The organism is Oricola indica (genome assembly GCF_019966595.1).
Lineage (GTDB): Bacteria > Pseudomonadota > Alphaproteobacteria > Rhizobiales > Rhizobiaceae > Oricola > Oricola indica.
In genome coordinates this window covers 125,246-140,113 of record NZ_JAINFJ010000010.1, presented here as the reverse complement: position 1 = coordinate 140,113, position 14,868 = coordinate 125,246, and the positions used below count along the sequence as shown (strand labels likewise).

Annotated in this window: 14 protein-coding genes; 2 read left to right on the top strand and 12 right to left on the bottom strand. The window is 54.4% G+C overall.

From position 1 onward, the window contains the following. Window positions 1–186: 186 nt before the first annotated feature. On the top strand, window positions 187–948 hold the full coding sequence (locus tag LC343_RS20505; protein ID WP_223479046.1) for a hypothetical protein: 762 nt from the start codon (window positions 187–189) through the stop codon (window positions 946–948). A gap of 70 nt (window positions 949–1,018) precedes the next feature. On the opposite strand, the gene LC343_RS20500 is transcribed toward LC343_RS20505, so the two are convergent. Next, window positions 1,019–1,330, bottom strand: a complete 312-nt coding sequence (locus LC343_RS20500) for a hypothetical protein (RefSeq protein WP_223479045.1) — start codon at window positions 1,328–1,330, stop codon at window positions 1,019–1,021. A 295-nt stretch (window positions 1,331–1,625) separates the two neighbouring features. On the opposite strand from LC343_RS20500, the gene LC343_RS20495 reads away from it, so the two are divergent. Continuing rightward, window positions 1,626–1,859 carry a hypothetical protein gene (locus tag LC343_RS20495; RefSeq protein ID WP_223479044.1) on the top strand — a complete coding sequence of 78 codons (234 nt, stop codon included), beginning with the start codon at window positions 1,626–1,628 and terminating at the stop codon, window positions 1,857–1,859. An 852-nt stretch (window positions 1,860–2,711) separates the two neighbouring features. Here the strand turns inward: LC343_RS20495 and LC343_RS20490 are convergent. From LC343_RS20490 to LC343_RS20440, 11 genes are all read right to left on the bottom strand, one after another. Further along, window positions 2,712–3,437, bottom strand: a complete 726-nt coding sequence (locus tag LC343_RS20490; RefSeq protein WP_223479043.1) for a M48 family metallopeptidase — start codon at window positions 3,435–3,437, stop codon at window positions 2,712–2,714. A 1-nt stretch (window position 3,438) separates the two neighbouring features. Beyond that, window positions 3,439–6,717: a type I restriction endonuclease subunit R gene (locus tag LC343_RS20485; protein WP_223479042.1), complete on the bottom strand. Its 3,279-nt coding sequence runs from the start codon at window positions 6,715–6,717 to the stop codon at window positions 3,439–3,441. Window positions 6,718–6,719: 2 nt separating this feature from the next. Further along, window positions 6,720–7,580: a hypothetical protein gene (locus LC343_RS20480; protein WP_223479041.1), complete on the bottom strand. Its 861-nt coding sequence runs from the start codon at window positions 7,578–7,580 to the stop codon at window positions 6,720–6,722. Next, window positions 7,577–8,110, bottom strand: coding sequence for a hypothetical protein (locus LC343_RS20475; RefSeq protein WP_223479040.1), 534 nt, complete (start codon window positions 8,108–8,110; stop codon window positions 7,577–7,579). Before LC343_RS20475 ends, LC343_RS20480 begins: the two co-directional genes overlap by 4 nt. Further along, entirely contained in the window at window positions 8,103–9,263 is a 1,161-nt protein-coding gene (locus LC343_RS20470) for a restriction endonuclease subunit S (protein ID WP_223479039.1), read from the bottom strand. Before LC343_RS20470 ends, LC343_RS20475 begins: the two co-directional genes overlap by 8 nt. Then, entirely contained in the window at window positions 9,260–10,303 is a 1,044-nt protein-coding gene (locus tag LC343_RS20465; protein ID WP_223479038.1) for a virulence RhuM family protein, read from the bottom strand. The genes LC343_RS20470 and LC343_RS20465 overlap by 4 nt, the downstream gene beginning before the upstream one ends. After that, window positions 10,300–11,814 (bottom strand): type I restriction-modification system subunit M, encoded by a 1,515-nt coding sequence (locus LC343_RS20460; protein WP_223479037.1) that lies wholly within the window; start codon window positions 11,812–11,814, stop codon window positions 10,300–10,302. Before LC343_RS20460 ends, LC343_RS20465 begins: the two co-directional genes overlap by 4 nt. 2 nt (window positions 11,815–11,816) lie before the next feature. After that, a complete protein-coding gene (locus LC343_RS20455; RefSeq protein WP_223479036.1) occupies window positions 11,817–12,422 on the bottom strand; it encodes a restriction endonuclease subunit S domain-containing protein in 606 nt (201 codons plus the stop codon). A gap of 201 nt (window positions 12,423–12,623) precedes the next feature. Beyond that, window positions 12,624–14,114 carry a type IV secretory system conjugative DNA transfer family protein gene (locus LC343_RS25275; RefSeq protein WP_223479035.1) on the bottom strand — a complete coding sequence of 497 codons (1,491 nt, stop codon included), beginning with the start codon at window positions 14,112–14,114 and terminating at the stop codon, window positions 12,624–12,626. Then, window positions 14,111–14,341, bottom strand: a complete 231-nt coding sequence (locus tag LC343_RS20445) for a hypothetical protein (protein WP_223479034.1) — start codon at window positions 14,339–14,341, stop codon at window positions 14,111–14,113. Before LC343_RS20445 ends, LC343_RS25275 begins: the two co-directional genes overlap by 4 nt. Next, window positions 14,338–14,868 carry a hypothetical protein gene (locus tag LC343_RS20440; protein WP_223479033.1) on the bottom strand — a complete coding sequence of 177 codons (531 nt, stop codon included), beginning with the start codon at window positions 14,866–14,868 and terminating at the stop codon, window positions 14,338–14,340. The genes LC343_RS20445 and LC343_RS20440 overlap by 4 nt, the downstream gene beginning before the upstream one ends.

Below are 14,868 nucleotides of genomic sequence, written 5' to 3'. Positions count from 1 at the left end.
GCTCGCCCGCAACTTCCTGTCCGCTGTCGCGCTTGCCACTCTCATCGCGTTCTGGGTCTGAATGAGTCTGGACCCTAAGGAAACTGCGGCTTAGGCCGCGTTTCTCATGCGACGAATGGTACAAGTTTTAGTTAAAATATTATTATGAGTTGATTGTAATAATATTAACAATGTACAATGGCATTAATGAATAGATACGTTTTTATATTGTTATTTCTGGTTTTTGGTGGCGCTTCACCAGCAGTCGCTGATTGTACAGGCCCCGCCGGTGTGGCCAGTCAGACCCGCTATGATGGCGTCGAAAACAAACTCTATTATTGCAACGATACCGATTGGGTCGAAATGGGCGGCTCAGGGGGTGGGGGAGCAGGTTCTGCTTTAATGGCAGGCTGGCCTGATGTCATTCTCTGTGATGGTTCTGGTAGCAATTCCTATATCTTATACAATGGTGGTGAAGACGGCGGATATGTCCGTTATGGACTTCCTGGTGTTAATAACGCCTCTCGTATTAATTTTGATCCTGTGACAAAAAACTACTCCGGGATTCAGAATCTCAATAGTACAGCCTCCTGTACCCGTGACATAGCTGACTACATTACGGACGGGGATGTCTTTTATTTTGGTAGCGGGGGCGGCGGTGGCTGCCCGGCTGGCTTCACCGAGATGACAAATCTCGGATGCATGCAGAATGCGAATGAAGGCAACGGCACCTATGCCACTGCTGTCACGGATTGCTATGACACCTATGGAGCCAGACTACCATTGTTAGGTGACAGGCACCTGGCGGCCGTTCATGCCGGTTTCAACTTCACTTTGGCTGACAATGAATGGGTTCAGGGCGGCGGCGCGGGAGCGTCAGGCGAATGTCCACGCATTACGAGTAGTGGTGGTGCGGGCCTACGTCCTTGTGACTGGAACACGGACTACCGCTGTTTTATTCCCAACTAGGAAACGCACGAATCCGGCGTGGCCAAGGCAACGCTTTCTAAGCAGGTGCCAAATGCGGATCGCGTTCAGCTCAGGCGTAATTGGTCCGCATCGTCAGTCTGAGCGTGTGAAGGCTTCGATAGGTTTCTGCTCTCAGTTCCGCCATCGGTCTTAGCTTGCCATTCCTGACAAGTGTTTGACGTGGCCGCCGCACAAGCGGTCCTTTCGCCATCTGTCCCGGTGACAGCGTTCTCGATTTCCCGTCCGGGTTCTCGAGGATCAATATCCAGCCCTCATCGGTTTCCTTCGCGCTGACAGCCTCCCAATGTGAATAGCCATTCCAGCTGACGCGTGCGCCGAGGAGAAGCTCAATATCATCCGCACTCCATCGTTTGATCTTCATGCGCGCCTCCCGTTCATTTCTTTGGATAAGTCGATACTGAATCCGCCCACTTCGCCGGGCAAGTGAATTGTCACCGGGTAGCGCATTCGAGGCGTGGCCAGTTTCCTTTGGTGGTGCGTCCGAAGCCATTCCGTCCGTTTTCGATGCGCGTGACCGACGGTGCCGCAATCGTCAATGGACTGCCCGCTCCGTTCGCTTCGCTCCCGTGTTGTCCGTGACGCTCGCGGCTCATGCCGCGCGGTCTTTTCCGCTGCATCGGCCGGATGGTTCGGCTGCCATACAGAAAGGAAATGACATGACAACCGCAAACGAAAAACCGCTTTATCGCGTGACCTTCTCCCGCATCACCGGGAAAGATGACAAGGGACAGGATGTCCTCGCCCGCCCGAAAGAAATCGGTGCAGCCTGGGCACGAAAGGGTGACAAGAAGGGGGCTGTCATCGCTCTCGACATCATCCCGACCGACCTGGTGTCACGCAACGGCGTCCTCTTCCTGGTGCCGGTTGATGGGGAACGAAGCGAAGCCTGATCCCCCCCTGCACGAATGACTGAAAGATCGCCCGGCACTGCTGGCGCGGTCTTTCAGTTTGCCCTTGACGGCGCGGTGCTTGCCGCCAACCCCAAACCCCACCCGGTAGTGGGCGGCTTCGAGTACATCGAAAAATCCATGCAGATCGATGGAAATTTGCATATAGTAAAGCATGCATCCTCCCCAGCGCTTATACAGATTTCGCTCGCTCTCGGCCGATAGCCTCATATCCCAACACCGAAGAGGTCATAAATGCTGATATCTCTACGAAGAACAATGCCGTCGTGTATCTGAATGTCACAAGCAAATTGAGGAATGGTAGGGTCGTCTATCACAAGCGCCATTTTGATAGGTGCATGAACCCGGCGGCTGATCCTTTTGAAGGCTAGTTTGCCGCTTCCCCACCGGCGGCCCAGACTTAGCGCTGATCGCAAGATGTGCGGGGTAGTACCCGCAATCTTGGCAAGGGGGCCGCTGCGCGCCCCCGTTGCATCCCCCAGGCGTGGCGCATCACGAGGCATCGAACCTCTTATGCACCATCAACCGTATCGCCGCTTGACCACTCGCAAGGAGACTTCGCTCTCCCTGCACCCATCGAGCAAAGGGCGCTTCTGCCCTTGTGCAATCCTGACCAACCGTTCGCCGTTTGGATGCCGCCAGCGCGTCGGCGCTGGACCCGATCAGGGGTGTATCGTCACCCCCTGAACCCCGCGAGCAGGACCTGGAGATATGCCTCTCCACCTGCACCGGGCCATGCACGATCGACTGGCCGATTGATCGCCAGCCAGGGAGCCTCCAAGCTCCCCGGCACCCCATGGCTAGGACGTCACAGGTGCTCCAATCCGCCCACATTCACTCGGACAGCAAAAGCTCTGCCATCCCGTCGAGCTTGGCCTTGATATGCTTCCAAGTCGGCAGCTCTTTGTGAAGCAGCGCATAGAAGCGCTTGCTGTGATTGTGCTCCTGTAAATGGCAAAGCTCATGCACGATCACATAGTCGATGCACTCACGCGGTGCCTTAATCAACATAGGGTTCAGATAGACGTGGCCTGCCGGTGAGCAGCTTCCCCATTGCGTTTTCATCTTTGCCAGCTTGATCGGTGGCGGCACATCAACCCAAGATATATCCGCAGCGATCTGGCAGAGGCGATCCTGCAAATAGAGCTTCGCCCGCGACTTGTACCATTCGTTTAGGCGGCGCTTCACCGCCGCTGGATCAGGGCAGGGAAGCTGAACCTGGATTTGACCGGCTTTCATGCGCACGGATGACGAACCGTGAACGCCTCCGATCACTTTGAGCTGATAACGACGACCCAGATAGAAATGGGTCTCGCCGCTCACATACTGCCTTGGAAGGGAATGCTCTCGCAGCCGCTCAAACTGCCTTAGATTACTGTCAATCCAGCGTGCCCGTTTCAGGACGGCGATAGCGATTTCCTTGTCCGTTTTGCCAAGTGGGGTTTCAACCTCGACGGTGCCATTGGGATGCACATGGATGCGCACCCGCTCGCGGAGTTCCGCATTTGTCGAAATCGTATATTCGATCCGCCTGTCGCCATAAGAAATCGCGGGCTGCATCTTATAGCTTACCCCTTGAGAGCCCGAGGCGAATGATGCCGACGATCTGTTCGACAATTTTCTTGGCAGCATCGAGCCCTTGGCTTTTGAAAAGCAGAGGGAGTGTCTTCTTGCGTACCGACGCCTCAATGTTTTGCGGGTTAAGAGAATTCTCAGCGACAGCCACGGAGACAATCTCATCAATCGCAAGGCTCAAATCGATCAGCTCATTCAGAGCGTTTTGAGAAAGCTCCCGTTCGCCGGTTTCAAGTTTCAAAACCCCGTAATATGCGGCGGCATGGGTATTGCCTAATAGCGCCTCCGGGATGCCCGACACCGAGCGGTTAGCAACCTGCTCTTCAAGTTCCTTGAAAAGGGCATATTGCTTGAATGGGTGTTCGAACAGCGCATCAGCCTCTTCGATAGCCTTGCGCAATAATTCCGAAAAATAGGACTGGGCGTACGGATCGTCGGCCAGTTCCTGCTCAATCGTCTTTTTCAGCCGCGAACGAATAATGTCTGTTTCGTTCCGCGTCTTCTCTTCAGACCAATTTTCGGGTTCTTCTTTCATGCCCAGGTCATTGACGATGTAGACGCCTTCAGCATCCTTAATGCTTTCGCCAACGACATGGCGATCAACCAGCCGCCTGATCTGATCCTCATATGCACTGAAATCGACGGTCTCTTGCGCATCTTGCTTGGCCGTGCGCCGCAGTTCGCTGAAGAATTTAAGATCGCTTTTGTAAGTCTGAATATCGGCTTCCGAAAACGAGCTGTCCTCATAGAAAGCACGGGAGCCCAGCGCGATTTTGAGACACATACCGAATTCGGTGAGCGCTTCGTAAAAGTCCTCACGAACCTTCTGATTGAGATCGACAGGTTCGTCGCCATCGCCCGCACTAAAATGAGGGATGAGTATCTGGCGGTATTGTTCCCGATCTGCTCGGTTCTTTACGTCCTTGAAGATAGTCCACAGCGCCGCATGAAGCGCTGGCAAACGCTTATATTCGGTCGACACGTTGGCATAGAGTCCTTCAATGTCCTCGACATCGAAGCCACCCTGTGTGCGTTCGGCGAGATCGCGATACTCGGTGATCGCAGTATCCAGCTCTTTGAGAATGCCCCGGTAGTCGATCAGCAAGCCAAATTTCTTCTGATCATGCAGCCGGTTTACGCGGGCAATTGCCTGAATGAGATTGTGCTGCTTGAGGGGCTTGTCGATATAGAGCACCGCGTTCTTCGGCTCGTCGAAGCCGGTGAGCAACTTGTCGACGACAATAAGAATATCAGGCGGGCCAGGTTCGCCGAAATCTTCTATGATCTGCCGCTCATACTCAGTAGGGTCGCCTTTGACGTTTTCTTTCCACCATTGCTGGACTTCGGGCAATTCAGACTCGTCCACCTCCTCGTGACCTTCCCGCGTATCGGGTGAGGAAATGACGATGGCGCTGGTCACGATGCCCGTCGCATCGAGTGCCTTCTTGTACCGAACGGCGGAGAGCTTGCTGTCAGTTGCTAGTTGCCCCTTCAGATCTTTGCCGAGCTTCTTGAAGTTCTCATTGAAATGGACGGCGATGTCCCAGGCGATTAGCTCGATACGGTTGGCTGAGCCGTAGAGCTGGCCCTTCTTGCCATACTTTTCTTTCAGATCGCTCTTCTGCTTATCCGTCAGGGAGACTGTGATCTTGTCGAACCAGTTATCAATGGCGTTCGCATTGATGTCCAAGACCGGGCGGCGTTCTTCATAGAGAAGGGGGGTCACCGTTCCATCCTGGACCGCGCGCTGCATCGTATATGCGTGCACTATCGGCCCGAATTTATTGGTCGTTTTTTCGTTCTTCAGAAGCGGCGTGCCGGTGAACGCGACATAGGCCGCATTAGGCAGCGCCTTTTTCATCCGTTCATGGTTTTCGCCGTCTTGGCTTCTGTGCCCTTCATCGACCAGAACAATAATGTTCTCGCTGGGATTGTAGCATTCGGGAAGTTTGGACGCGGTACCGAACTTGTTGATAATGGAGAAGATGATCCGCTCGTTTCCCTTGCCGATCCGTTTGGCGAGGTCTCGCCCGGTCGAGGCCTTGGCCCGGTTTTCATCCTTTTTGGTAGCGTTCGACGCTCCCATCGCGCCGCCTGTAAGAAATGTCCGCGCAAGTTGCTTTTCGAGGTCAATACGGTCGGTCACGACAAGGACGCGGCACTGCGCCAGTTCCTGGCGCAGTAGCAGCGCTTTGCACAGGAAGACCATCGTGAAGCTCTTGCCTGAACCCGTCGTATGCCAGATGACGCCGCCTTCGCGTCCACCATCAGGCCGTGTTGTCGAAATCCGATCGATCAGTGCCTTGATCCCGAAAGCCTGCTGGTAGCGGGCGGCAACCTTGCCAACCTTGCGGTCGAAAATGATGAAATATCGAACGAATTCCAAAAGTCGTTCCGGTGATAGCAAGCTGATCAGCAAGCGGTCTTGGTCAGTGACAAACTGGATTTTCGACCAGAGTTTTTCGAAGTGATGCTGAACGGCTTTCGGCTTACCCACGAGCAGAGCGCGCTTTGCCATGTCGGATAAGGGCGCATTCTTGACCTTGGAGAAAAGCGTTTCTTCGAACTCCTCCTCAGACCATTTCGCCCAGAATTTCTTTGGCGTCTTGGTCGTTCCGTACCGGCCATCGGTACCGCTGACGGAAACGAGAAGTTGCGAATAAGCAAAGAGATTGGGAATCTCGTCGGGCTTTTGGTTCCGGATCGACTGACTGATGCCCTCATCGACCATCGACTTGTTCGGATTGCCGGAATCCGGTCGTTTTGCTTCGATGATTGCCAGCGGCAATCCGTTCACGAAGCACACTATATCCGGGCGACGCGTATGGATGCCATCGGTTGCCAGAACCTCGAACTCTTCAGTGACGATCAGGCTGTTGGCCTGCGGATTTGCCCAATTAATGATCGGGACGGTCGCTGAATGCTTCTTGCCTTCGACAAATTCGGTGACGGTCACGCCAAGCGTAAGCGCATTGTAAAGCTTCTCATTTGCCGTCAGTAGGCCTTCCTGCATCTGCGGAGCTGACAGATCGCGGACGATCTGGTCGATGGCGTTGTTGGAAAGGGGATAGGTCTGCCCCTTGTATTCAAAGCGTCGCTTCTTGAGCTCATCAATTAGGACGCTCTTGAGGATGACTGCCTTGTTGCCGCCACGCAGATTGGCGCATTCCCCTGCCGACATGAACGTCCAGCCCAAGGAGATCAGGGTCTGAAGAGCAGGGATGTGCGCCGAATATTGTTCTGCTGTGTTGGGCGTTTCATTCATTCTCAGATCGCCCGTTTCGAGTTTGTCATGTACCGCTGGCCGCTCAACGGAGCTTCGTAAAGGCCGTCATCCAAGAAGCGGAAGAACTGCCGCGCCAGCGCTTTGTCCTGGGGGACTTCGACGACGCCGTTGTTGAGCGCAAGCGCCAGTCCTGCACCGGCGGCCTTCTGCTGAATCTCATGCGGTGTATGTTGATCGAGAACGCCGGAGTTCAGTACCTTATGGACGAGCTTTCTAATCGTCTGCGTGGCGTCGCCCTTGAAGGTATCAAGGTCTGCAATGTTGAGCGACGCATGAGCAGAAAGATCGTCGATGTCGTCATCTGTTGCTTCTTCGAAGAACACAGTTAGATCGAAGATAGCCCGCAGATTATGATAGCTGTCGAATTTGATCAGGCCGTTTTCAATCACGCAGGTGAGACTAGTGCCCAGCGTGAAGGCGGTTTCCGCCAATTCCCGGAAATTATTGTTCTGAAGAAGTAGAGCGCGGCGACGATTGAGTAACTGCTGTCCTGTGAAGCGTTGGATGCGAAGCCGCATAGCGCCAGCGTTTCCGGCGCTGGTAAAGATCGCCTTTATACCTTCCGCCTCAAAGTTTGCCGTATCGATAACCGGAAGTGCGAGCGCATTGCCTGCTGCCGCCTGGATCAGAACGTCTGCCTCCGGCATAACATCAAGCGTCAGTAATTCGTCGTCATCCGGGTTCCAGTCCCCATCAAACGCCACTTCGTTCGGTCGATTAGCGCGAAAGCTAGCTTCTTGGTTCGTAAAAAGCGCTTCGATGTCTTGCTGCACCGGATTGGTCATCGGGATACGTTTGACCACGTTCCCTTGCGCGTTCTTGCAATAGGCGAGGAGTGTCATGCGGCGTCTCCATTCTCGGCAAGGTCAATGACGATGTACTCGGTGAGCTGCCCTACGGTGAGGCACTGCTTGGCCGAGCGCAGTTCCTTCTTTGTAATCAGGACGTAGGAAACGCCTTCTTCGGTGCTGACCTTGTAAAAATGCCAACCAAGAAGCCCAAGAAGCGGGTTGAAGTGGTATCCATATCCCGTGCTGATAACGAGCAAGAAAACGATCAGAGTTGGGATCAGTACGTTCCAATTCAAATCGCCGAACTCTGCTGCAAACAACGGCGAAAGATACAAAAGTATAAAAGTAATGTGTTCACGGTCAGCGGCCTCGATGGACGTGACTTTGAATTGGGAGCGCTCAAGGTGAGTCTTGGAATATTTTAAAAGCCAGAGCATCACGATGACTAGTGCGACCGATGCGCCAACAAGATAGAGCGCGTAGTCGCAATTACCGTCTGCGTAGAGTACCCAGGCATAGACTAGAGCGACCGGCGCAAGCGCTGTCCCTGTGAGCATCAACTTGGCAAGCGTATTAAACATCGGTGTCCTCCTCCCCGATCTTGACGCGGCGCTTTCCCGTAAGGAGCTGCTGCATCAGAGCTGCCTTTTCCCGTTTCAACCTTTCAAGATCAGATTGAAAGGCTGATTCCACCGCGTGCTGATCGTTCATAATGTCAGCGATGGCGACCTGCTCTGCCTGTTCAGGAAGAGGTATTTCCAACTGGGAAATTGCACCCTTCTGAATGTTGGGAAGACCAGAGCCGACACGAAGGCGCATGATTTTAGGCTCAAGCCATTTCAGGACAGAGAACAAAAAGTCTCGATTGATTTTAAGGTCGTTGAGCGTGTAGCAATGACCGCCGCTCCAGAATTCAGTCTGAATTAGACTGACGTAGCCGCATGAGTTACCACCCTCGCTGATGGTAATTGTACCAGCAACAGTATTGCTCTCGTCTGTGTAGCCAGATGGGCTAACACCTCCATTAATGACTGGATATATCCCTTCATCCTGAAGAGTAGCCTTGGATTTTTGTGTTCCTTTTTTAATCGTCGCTAATGAAGCCAACGATTTCCGTTTCCAGTCATTATGAAACCCTGGCAGGCGTTTTTTGCCTGTGAGGAGTTGCTGCATCAGCGCTCTTTTCTGCAGTTCGCTGTTGGCTATCAGCTTTTCAGTTGCTTCAATCGCTCGATCCCAAGTGGTCAGTATATCTGAAATACGGCACTGCTCTTTGCGTGAAGGAACCGCGACTTGAAAATCTCGAACCGTAGCAATTGAGAATTCGCGCCGTGTTGTTCCTACCGTTGCCGTCTCGATTCTTCGTTGTGTATGTGCTGCCGCCAGGAGTTGTGCGAGAAAACGTGCCTCTACCTTTTGGTTGGGTCGGATGCGGGCGATTTCACGTGCAATATTGCCCACAAAGTGCTCTGGGACGATGCCTACGCGACCGATTGTACCTTTTACAGAGAGGAGAATGTCGCCGCCTTTGACTCGGCTGTTCTTGTATTTCTTTTCAATGTCCCGGGAAGCATGGTGAAGTTCTGCGCTTCCAATGCGATCGATGTGCTTGATAGGAACAATGGGGATTCCATTTGGAACATGCGGCCCAATCTGAACTACCCCATACCTGATTGGTGTCGATGGTTCTGTTAGCTCTTCAAGCGTTGAGAGTTTCCAATCTGGTGGAATCATTTGCCACCGCCTTTCTTGCCTTCGATTTCCTTGGCAAGGTTTTCGAGGGCTTCGATATCTTGTTTGTCAGCAGTGAGGGCGTCGGCCTCTTTGCGCTTGACGTCGAATGCATCGTAGCGGTCTGCGGCGAGCTTCTGCGCGACCTTCATTTGCAGCTTTCCCGCATGGGTCAGTACATCGCGTTCGTTGAAGGACAGGAATGAATCCAGCTTGTCGGCCCATTGCGCCATGGTGACAGGTGCACGGCGTTTGGCTTGGTCTTCCGCGTAGTCGAGATACATGGTGACGATGCGGTTGAGCTCGTCGATCTCTTCAGCATTGAGGTAGTTCTTGGCGATGGTGACATCGGCCTTGCGAACGATTGAGCCTTTCCAGGACATCACGCCCATATTGGGTTTGTCGGGATCGGCGCGTCCGGCGATCAGTTCGGCGGCCGTATGGCCGGTAACGGCCCACAGCATCTTGTTCTGCACCTTCTGGAAGAAGAGCTGCGCCTCATCTGAATCTTTGTCGTAGTCGATTGCTGTCGTGTAGAGGTCTTTGACCTTCTGATAGAAGCGCTTTTCCGAGGCGCGGATGTCCCGGATGCGCGCAAGCCATTCGTCAAAGTAATCCCAGCGCTCGGCCTGTTTCAGCCGCGCGTCATCCATGGCAAAGCCTTTGACGAGGTATTCCTTGAGAACCGTATTGGCCCAGCGGCGGAACTGAACGCCGCGCGGAGACCGGACGCGGTAGCCAACCGCGAGAATCATGTCGAGATTATAATGCTTTAGCTGACGCTCGACGTTCCGCTCACCCTCCAATCGAACTTGTAAGAAATCCTTACGAGTTGACTCTTCGGTGAGTTCACCGTCTTCATAAATGCTCTTTATGTGAAGCGTGATGTTCTGCGGCGTAGAAGCGAAGAGTTCCGCCAATTCAGCCTGGGTAAGCCAAACTGTGCCGTCGATGGCCCGCAGATTGATCTCGGCCTGCCCATCCTCGGTTTGATAGAGGATCAGCTCGCCCCTCGGTTCGCCCTGTTGGTTCTCTTCACTCATACGGCATACCCCAGTTCTTTAAGGAAGCCGTCCATCTGATCTTCCAGTTCGGCGAGTTCTGCCTTCAGCTTGACCCGTTCGGCCCGTACCGCCATCAGGTCGATCTCTTCCTCCTCCTCAAACGTGTCGACGTAGCGGGGGATATTCAGATTATAGTCGTTCTCCGCCATCTCTTCCGGTGTGGCGAGATAGGCGTATTTGTCGACGCTCACCCGATCCTGGTAGGTCTTCACGATCTTAGTGATGTTCTCTTCAGAAAGCTGATTCTGATTTTTGCCGGATATGAATTCCCGGCTGGCATCGATGAACAGCGTGTTCTTGTCGGTCTTCTTTTTGCGGAAGACGAGGATCGCCGCCGGGATGCCTGTGCCGTAGAATAGCTTCTCGGGCAGGCCGATAACCGCATCAAGCATATTCTCCTCGACCAGCTTCTGCCTGATCTTTCCTTCCGATGAGCCCCGGAACAAAACGCCGTGCGGGGCAACAACGGCCATGCGTCCGGTTTTGGGTTTCATCGTTTCGATCATGTGCAGGATGAAGGCGTAATCGCCTTTCGTTTTCGGCGGGACGCCGCGCCGGAACCGACCGAACCTGTCCGTGTCCGCCGTGCCGTGCCCCCATTTTTCCAAGCTGAAGGGCGGATTGGCGACCACCACATCGAAGTGCTTCAAACTGTCTTCGCTGTTGAGCAGTTTGGGATTGCGAATCGTATCACCCCATTCGATGCGGTGATTGTCCTCGCCATGCAGGAACATGTTCATCTTGGCGAGCGCCCAAGTGCTGCCGATCGCTTCTTGTCCGTAGAGCGCGTATTTCTTCGAACCTTTGTTCTGGATTTGAATGCGCTTGCCGCATTTCATCAGAAGTGAACCGGAGCCGCAGGTGGGGTCGCAGATCTCATCGCCCTCTTTGGGTGCGACCAATTCGGCCATCAACTCGGAGACTTCCGGCGGTGTATAAAATTCACCAGCCTTGCGCCCGGAATCTGCCGCGAATTGTTTGATCAGAAACTCGTAGGCGTTGCCGATAATATCCAGCTTACCGATTCGGCTTGGCGAGAGGTTCAGCTTGTCCTTGGCAAAATCCTCAAGCAGGTCTCTGAGTAGCTCGTTCTTCTGCGCTTCCTCGCCCAGCTTGTTTGAATTGAAGCTGATGTCCTGGAATACGTCCCGCAGTTTTGCGATGTTAGCTTCTTCGATGGCATGCAGCGCCTTATCAATACGCTCGCCGTTGCCTGGCTCATGCCGATGTTTGTAAAGCTCATAGAAATTTGCGGATGCCGGTAGAACGAAACGCTCGTTTTTCAGCATCTCATGAATGAGCTCGGGCTCGTCTCCATATTCCTTTTTGTAATTATTATAGTGATCCTGCCATACATCGCTGATGTATTTCAGGAACAGCATGGTCAGGATATAGTCTTTGTAGACAGCGCCATCGACAGTTCCGCGGAAGGTATCGCATGCCTCCCACACGGCTTTGTTGATGTCGTCTTGTTTAATCTGTGCGTTCATAGTCAAGCCTCCGGGTTCTTGGGTGCAAGGCCGAGGGCCAGTGCTTCGAGTTGAGAGTTTCTGTTTTCGATGAGCTGCGTGAGGACGGCACGCTCACGCTGGGCGGCCTTCCAGAAGGCGACAACCATCATCTGCTTGTCCTTCGGCGGCACCGCGATGGTGAGGTCTTCCAACACACTCCTGCGGATATTTTGAATGTAGGAGCCCGTCGCGTTCCGCTGAAAATAGTCTTGAGCGGGTTTTTGATTGATCTGCCATGCCAGAAAGTGCGGTGAGAGCGCTTCAGGCTTTTGCACGCTCAGGACAAAGAATTGCGGCGCGCAAACCGTTTTTGGCGGAACATTGGAGAGCGGGTAGGCAAGTGTCCGCGTACCGCGCGCTGCGAAGAGAACATCATCGTCAGTAAGCCATGACGGTACACGTTTCGACGGCAGCGTAACCGCCGACACGCCCGCCCAGTCGATGTCGTCATCCGGGTTAGTGTTTTTCAATTGGATGAGATGCGTGCTTCCCGGCTCTAACGCATCCGCCGCTCCGCGAAGGGGGTACCCTGCTGACACCTTGGCGGCATCGCCGAGTCTTATGTAAATGTTTGCATCATCAGCCATGATGCGAAATATAGAGATTCGGACTTGCGGAGTCAATAGCCTTTTTGTGCGTCATGCGCTATGATGCAAAATAACAAGTGGGGCGTTGCCCCGCGCGCTGCAAGAGCCTTCCGCCCGGCCTGACGGCCGGTTCCCCGCGAAGGCTCTTTCCGCTTGCACCCCCGTTCTCGCCGAAGGGCAGAGGTTCAGCCGGGCTGAACCTCATTTCCAGAGTCGTTCAGTATCGTCTCTCAAATCGGACAGCAGGGCGAGCATTTCGGCATCGGAATCGCCAGACACGGCGGCAGGCTCAGGGGATGAAAGCGTAGCCGGTTTGCCAAGCCAAGCATACTTATCGGGCTTCCCGCGCACATCACGGAGATAGCCGCTGAGTTCCGGCCGCTCCCAAAAGTTCGGCATGTCCACTGTAAAGTATCCATGGTCGCGGGATTCAAGCAGGCCGCTCTCGCCGCCGGTGGCAACGCGGATATCCTCGACCTGAAGGAGGGGGCGGGATTGCTCGGACAGATTATCCCCCGAGCCGTTCACCTGATTGCTGTTGACGTTGAATCCGCGCACCATGACCGAAGTGCGGCCCGAACGATGCTCGATTTCGCGGAGAGTGTCTGTATCCGGCAGGCCGCGATAGAGGGTGTGAGCAACGGCCTTCTTCCAAATGCGCGCTGTTTCCTTGCCGTAGCGAGTTTCGATCTGCGCCGCCGCGTTCTGGAATACGCCAAGGAAATCTATGCCGCCCTGACGATACAAGGTCAGGATTTCATGGAAATTCGACACATAGAGCTGTCCCCATTCCTCGCCAATAACGAGCGCCCTCAGCGGACCGTGCGCATCGGCGAAACGTTCTATGACCGCCGCTGTCATAGCGCCGACAAAGGTGCGGCTGGTTTCACTGCGCGCCGACCCGATGATGAATAGTGCCGTGCGTTCGTGCTTCATGTCGGCGGGATCAAAGGAGTTGCGCTCAGTAACGGCGCGTCCGGCAGAACCGGGCTGAAAGCCTTGCAGCCGCTCGATGACCGTTGAAGAGTAGGCATTCCACTGATCCGGAGATTGCGTCAGGCTGGCCACCTGTTGGCACATGCCCGCGTCATCCTGCATCCGACCGTCGCTCGCCCATAGCAGAAGATCTTGCCTGATCTCGCCCGCACCGCGCCCGAAAAAATCCCACAATCCGCCCGCATTGCATGGCCAGATCTCTGACGGGTAGAGCGCCGTGACCTTGTTATAGAGCGCGAACATGGTCCGCACGCCCTGGCCGATCCAGCGATGCGCCGGGTTCGGATCGATAGGCACCAGATAACTGGCCGCATCATAGGCTATCTCACCTACGATGGGGCGCAGTTCAGGCCGCGCAGCGACTTCAAGCAGGCGCGTATTGAAGTTGAAGCTCTCGGAAGGGTAACCGTAGAGCTGACCCGGATTGATGAAACGGACGCGATAGCCTTGCCGCTCCAGTGTTTTCCATGAGACCCATGCCAGTTCAGCATCTTTCGTATCAGGGATGATCTTCGATCTGTTCGCCGTCCGGGGCGAGACAATGTTCACGCCCAGGAACCGGGTAAGCTTTCCTTTTCCGGCCTGTGCATCAATGGCCACTGGTTCGGTGCCATCGTAGATGAGCGGCTGCCCGTTAAAGAAGCCAAGTTCGAGACCGAGCCGGATATTGCGATAGGTGCGGGAAGGGTGGGTCACAGCAGCCCCGACGATTTGAGGGGTTCTTCATCGTCGAGTTTTGCATGGCCGAGGGAGCCGCTCGGATTGGCATCGAGCATCATTTTGAGCTGTTCGGCGGCTTGTGCTTCCGCCCGTTGCCGGGCGACTCTGGCTTCTGCCGCATCCTCCCACGCGAGGCGCTGGTGAGCATGGGATCTGAACATCCAATAGAGTTGATAAAGGTCGATGAGGTGCTGGAACTTCATTGCCGCGCCTCCTCATCATCCCAGCTTGCATAGCGAAAGGGTTCGCCGCGTGGCGCGGGAAGTAGCGCTTGCTGGTGCACGGGCGGCGGCGACGCGGGCGGTGGTAACACATTTGCGTAGTGGTCTTGGTAGACAAGCGGAGTTGAAGATCCGCCAGTGCAATGGAGAAAGACCTCGATGCCCGCCGACCCCAGCACATAACCAATGAGCATTAAGGCAGGCCAACCTTCAGGCATCGAGAATCCATAGAGCAAGCCGCAAAACGCGATGAATCCGGGAAGAGCGATCATGCCGATAACTCCGCGCCCGATAAACAAGCGTGCTCCATCCCGATCTATGGTGTAGCCGAAGACCTCTAGATCATCGTTCCACGCTAGCAGTGAGAGCATCGTGAGCACTCCCGCTAACAAGCTCAGAACGGCAAACACCAACATGGCCAGTGCCATAGTTACGGCAAGGAAAAGCGTGAATACGCCTCCGATGATGCCGCCCCCCATTCCGATTTCATTTGTGCTGTCTTTCTTCAT

Bases quoted from the DNA above. Each gene is read 5' to 3' on its own strand.
- LC343_RS20465 (WP_223479038.1), bottom strand. From the start codon at position 10,303: ATGAGTGAAGAGAACCAACAGGGCGAACCGAGGGGCGAGCTGATCCTC.
- LC343_RS20485 (WP_223479042.1), bottom strand. From the start codon at position 6,717: ATGAATGAAACGCCCAACACAGCAGAACAATATTCGGCGCACATCCCT.
- LC343_RS20455 (WP_223479036.1), bottom strand. From the start codon at position 12,422: ATGGCTGATGATGCAAACATTTACATAAGACTCGGCGATGCCGCCAAG.
- LC343_RS20480 (WP_223479041.1), bottom strand. From the start codon at position 7,580: ATGACACTCCTCGCCTATTGCAAGAACGCGCAAGGGAACGTGGTCAAA.
- LC343_RS20445 (WP_223479034.1), bottom strand. From the start codon at position 14,341: ATGAAGTTCCAGCACCTCATCGACCTTTATCAACTCTATTGGATGTTC.
- LC343_RS20490 (WP_223479043.1), bottom strand. From the start codon at position 3,437: ATGCAGCCCGCGATTTCTTATGGCGACAGGCGGATCGAATATACGATT.
- LC343_RS20460 (WP_223479037.1), bottom strand. From the start codon at position 11,814: ATGAACGCACAGATTAAACAAGACGACATCAACAAAGCCGTGTGGGAG.
- LC343_RS20505 (WP_223479046.1), top strand. From the start codon at position 187: ATGAATAGATACGTTTTTATATTGTTATTTCTGGTTTTTGGTGGCGCT.
- LC343_RS20470 (WP_223479039.1), bottom strand. From the start codon at position 9,263: ATGATTCCACCAGATTGGAAACTCTCAACGCTTGAAGAGCTAACAGAA.
- LC343_RS20495 (WP_223479044.1), top strand. From the start codon at position 1,626: ATGACAACCGCAAACGAAAAACCGCTTTATCGCGTGACCTTCTCCCGC.
- LC343_RS20475 (WP_223479040.1), bottom strand. From the start codon at position 8,110: ATGTTTAATACGCTTGCCAAGTTGATGCTCACAGGGACAGCGCTTGCG.
- LC343_RS20440 (WP_223479033.1), bottom strand. From the start codon at position 14,868: ATGAAGAAAGACAGCACAAATGAAATCGGAATGGGGGGCGGCATCATC.
- LC343_RS20500 (WP_223479045.1), bottom strand. From the start codon at position 1,330: ATGAAGATCAAACGATGGAGTGCGGATGATATTGAGCTTCTCCTCGGC.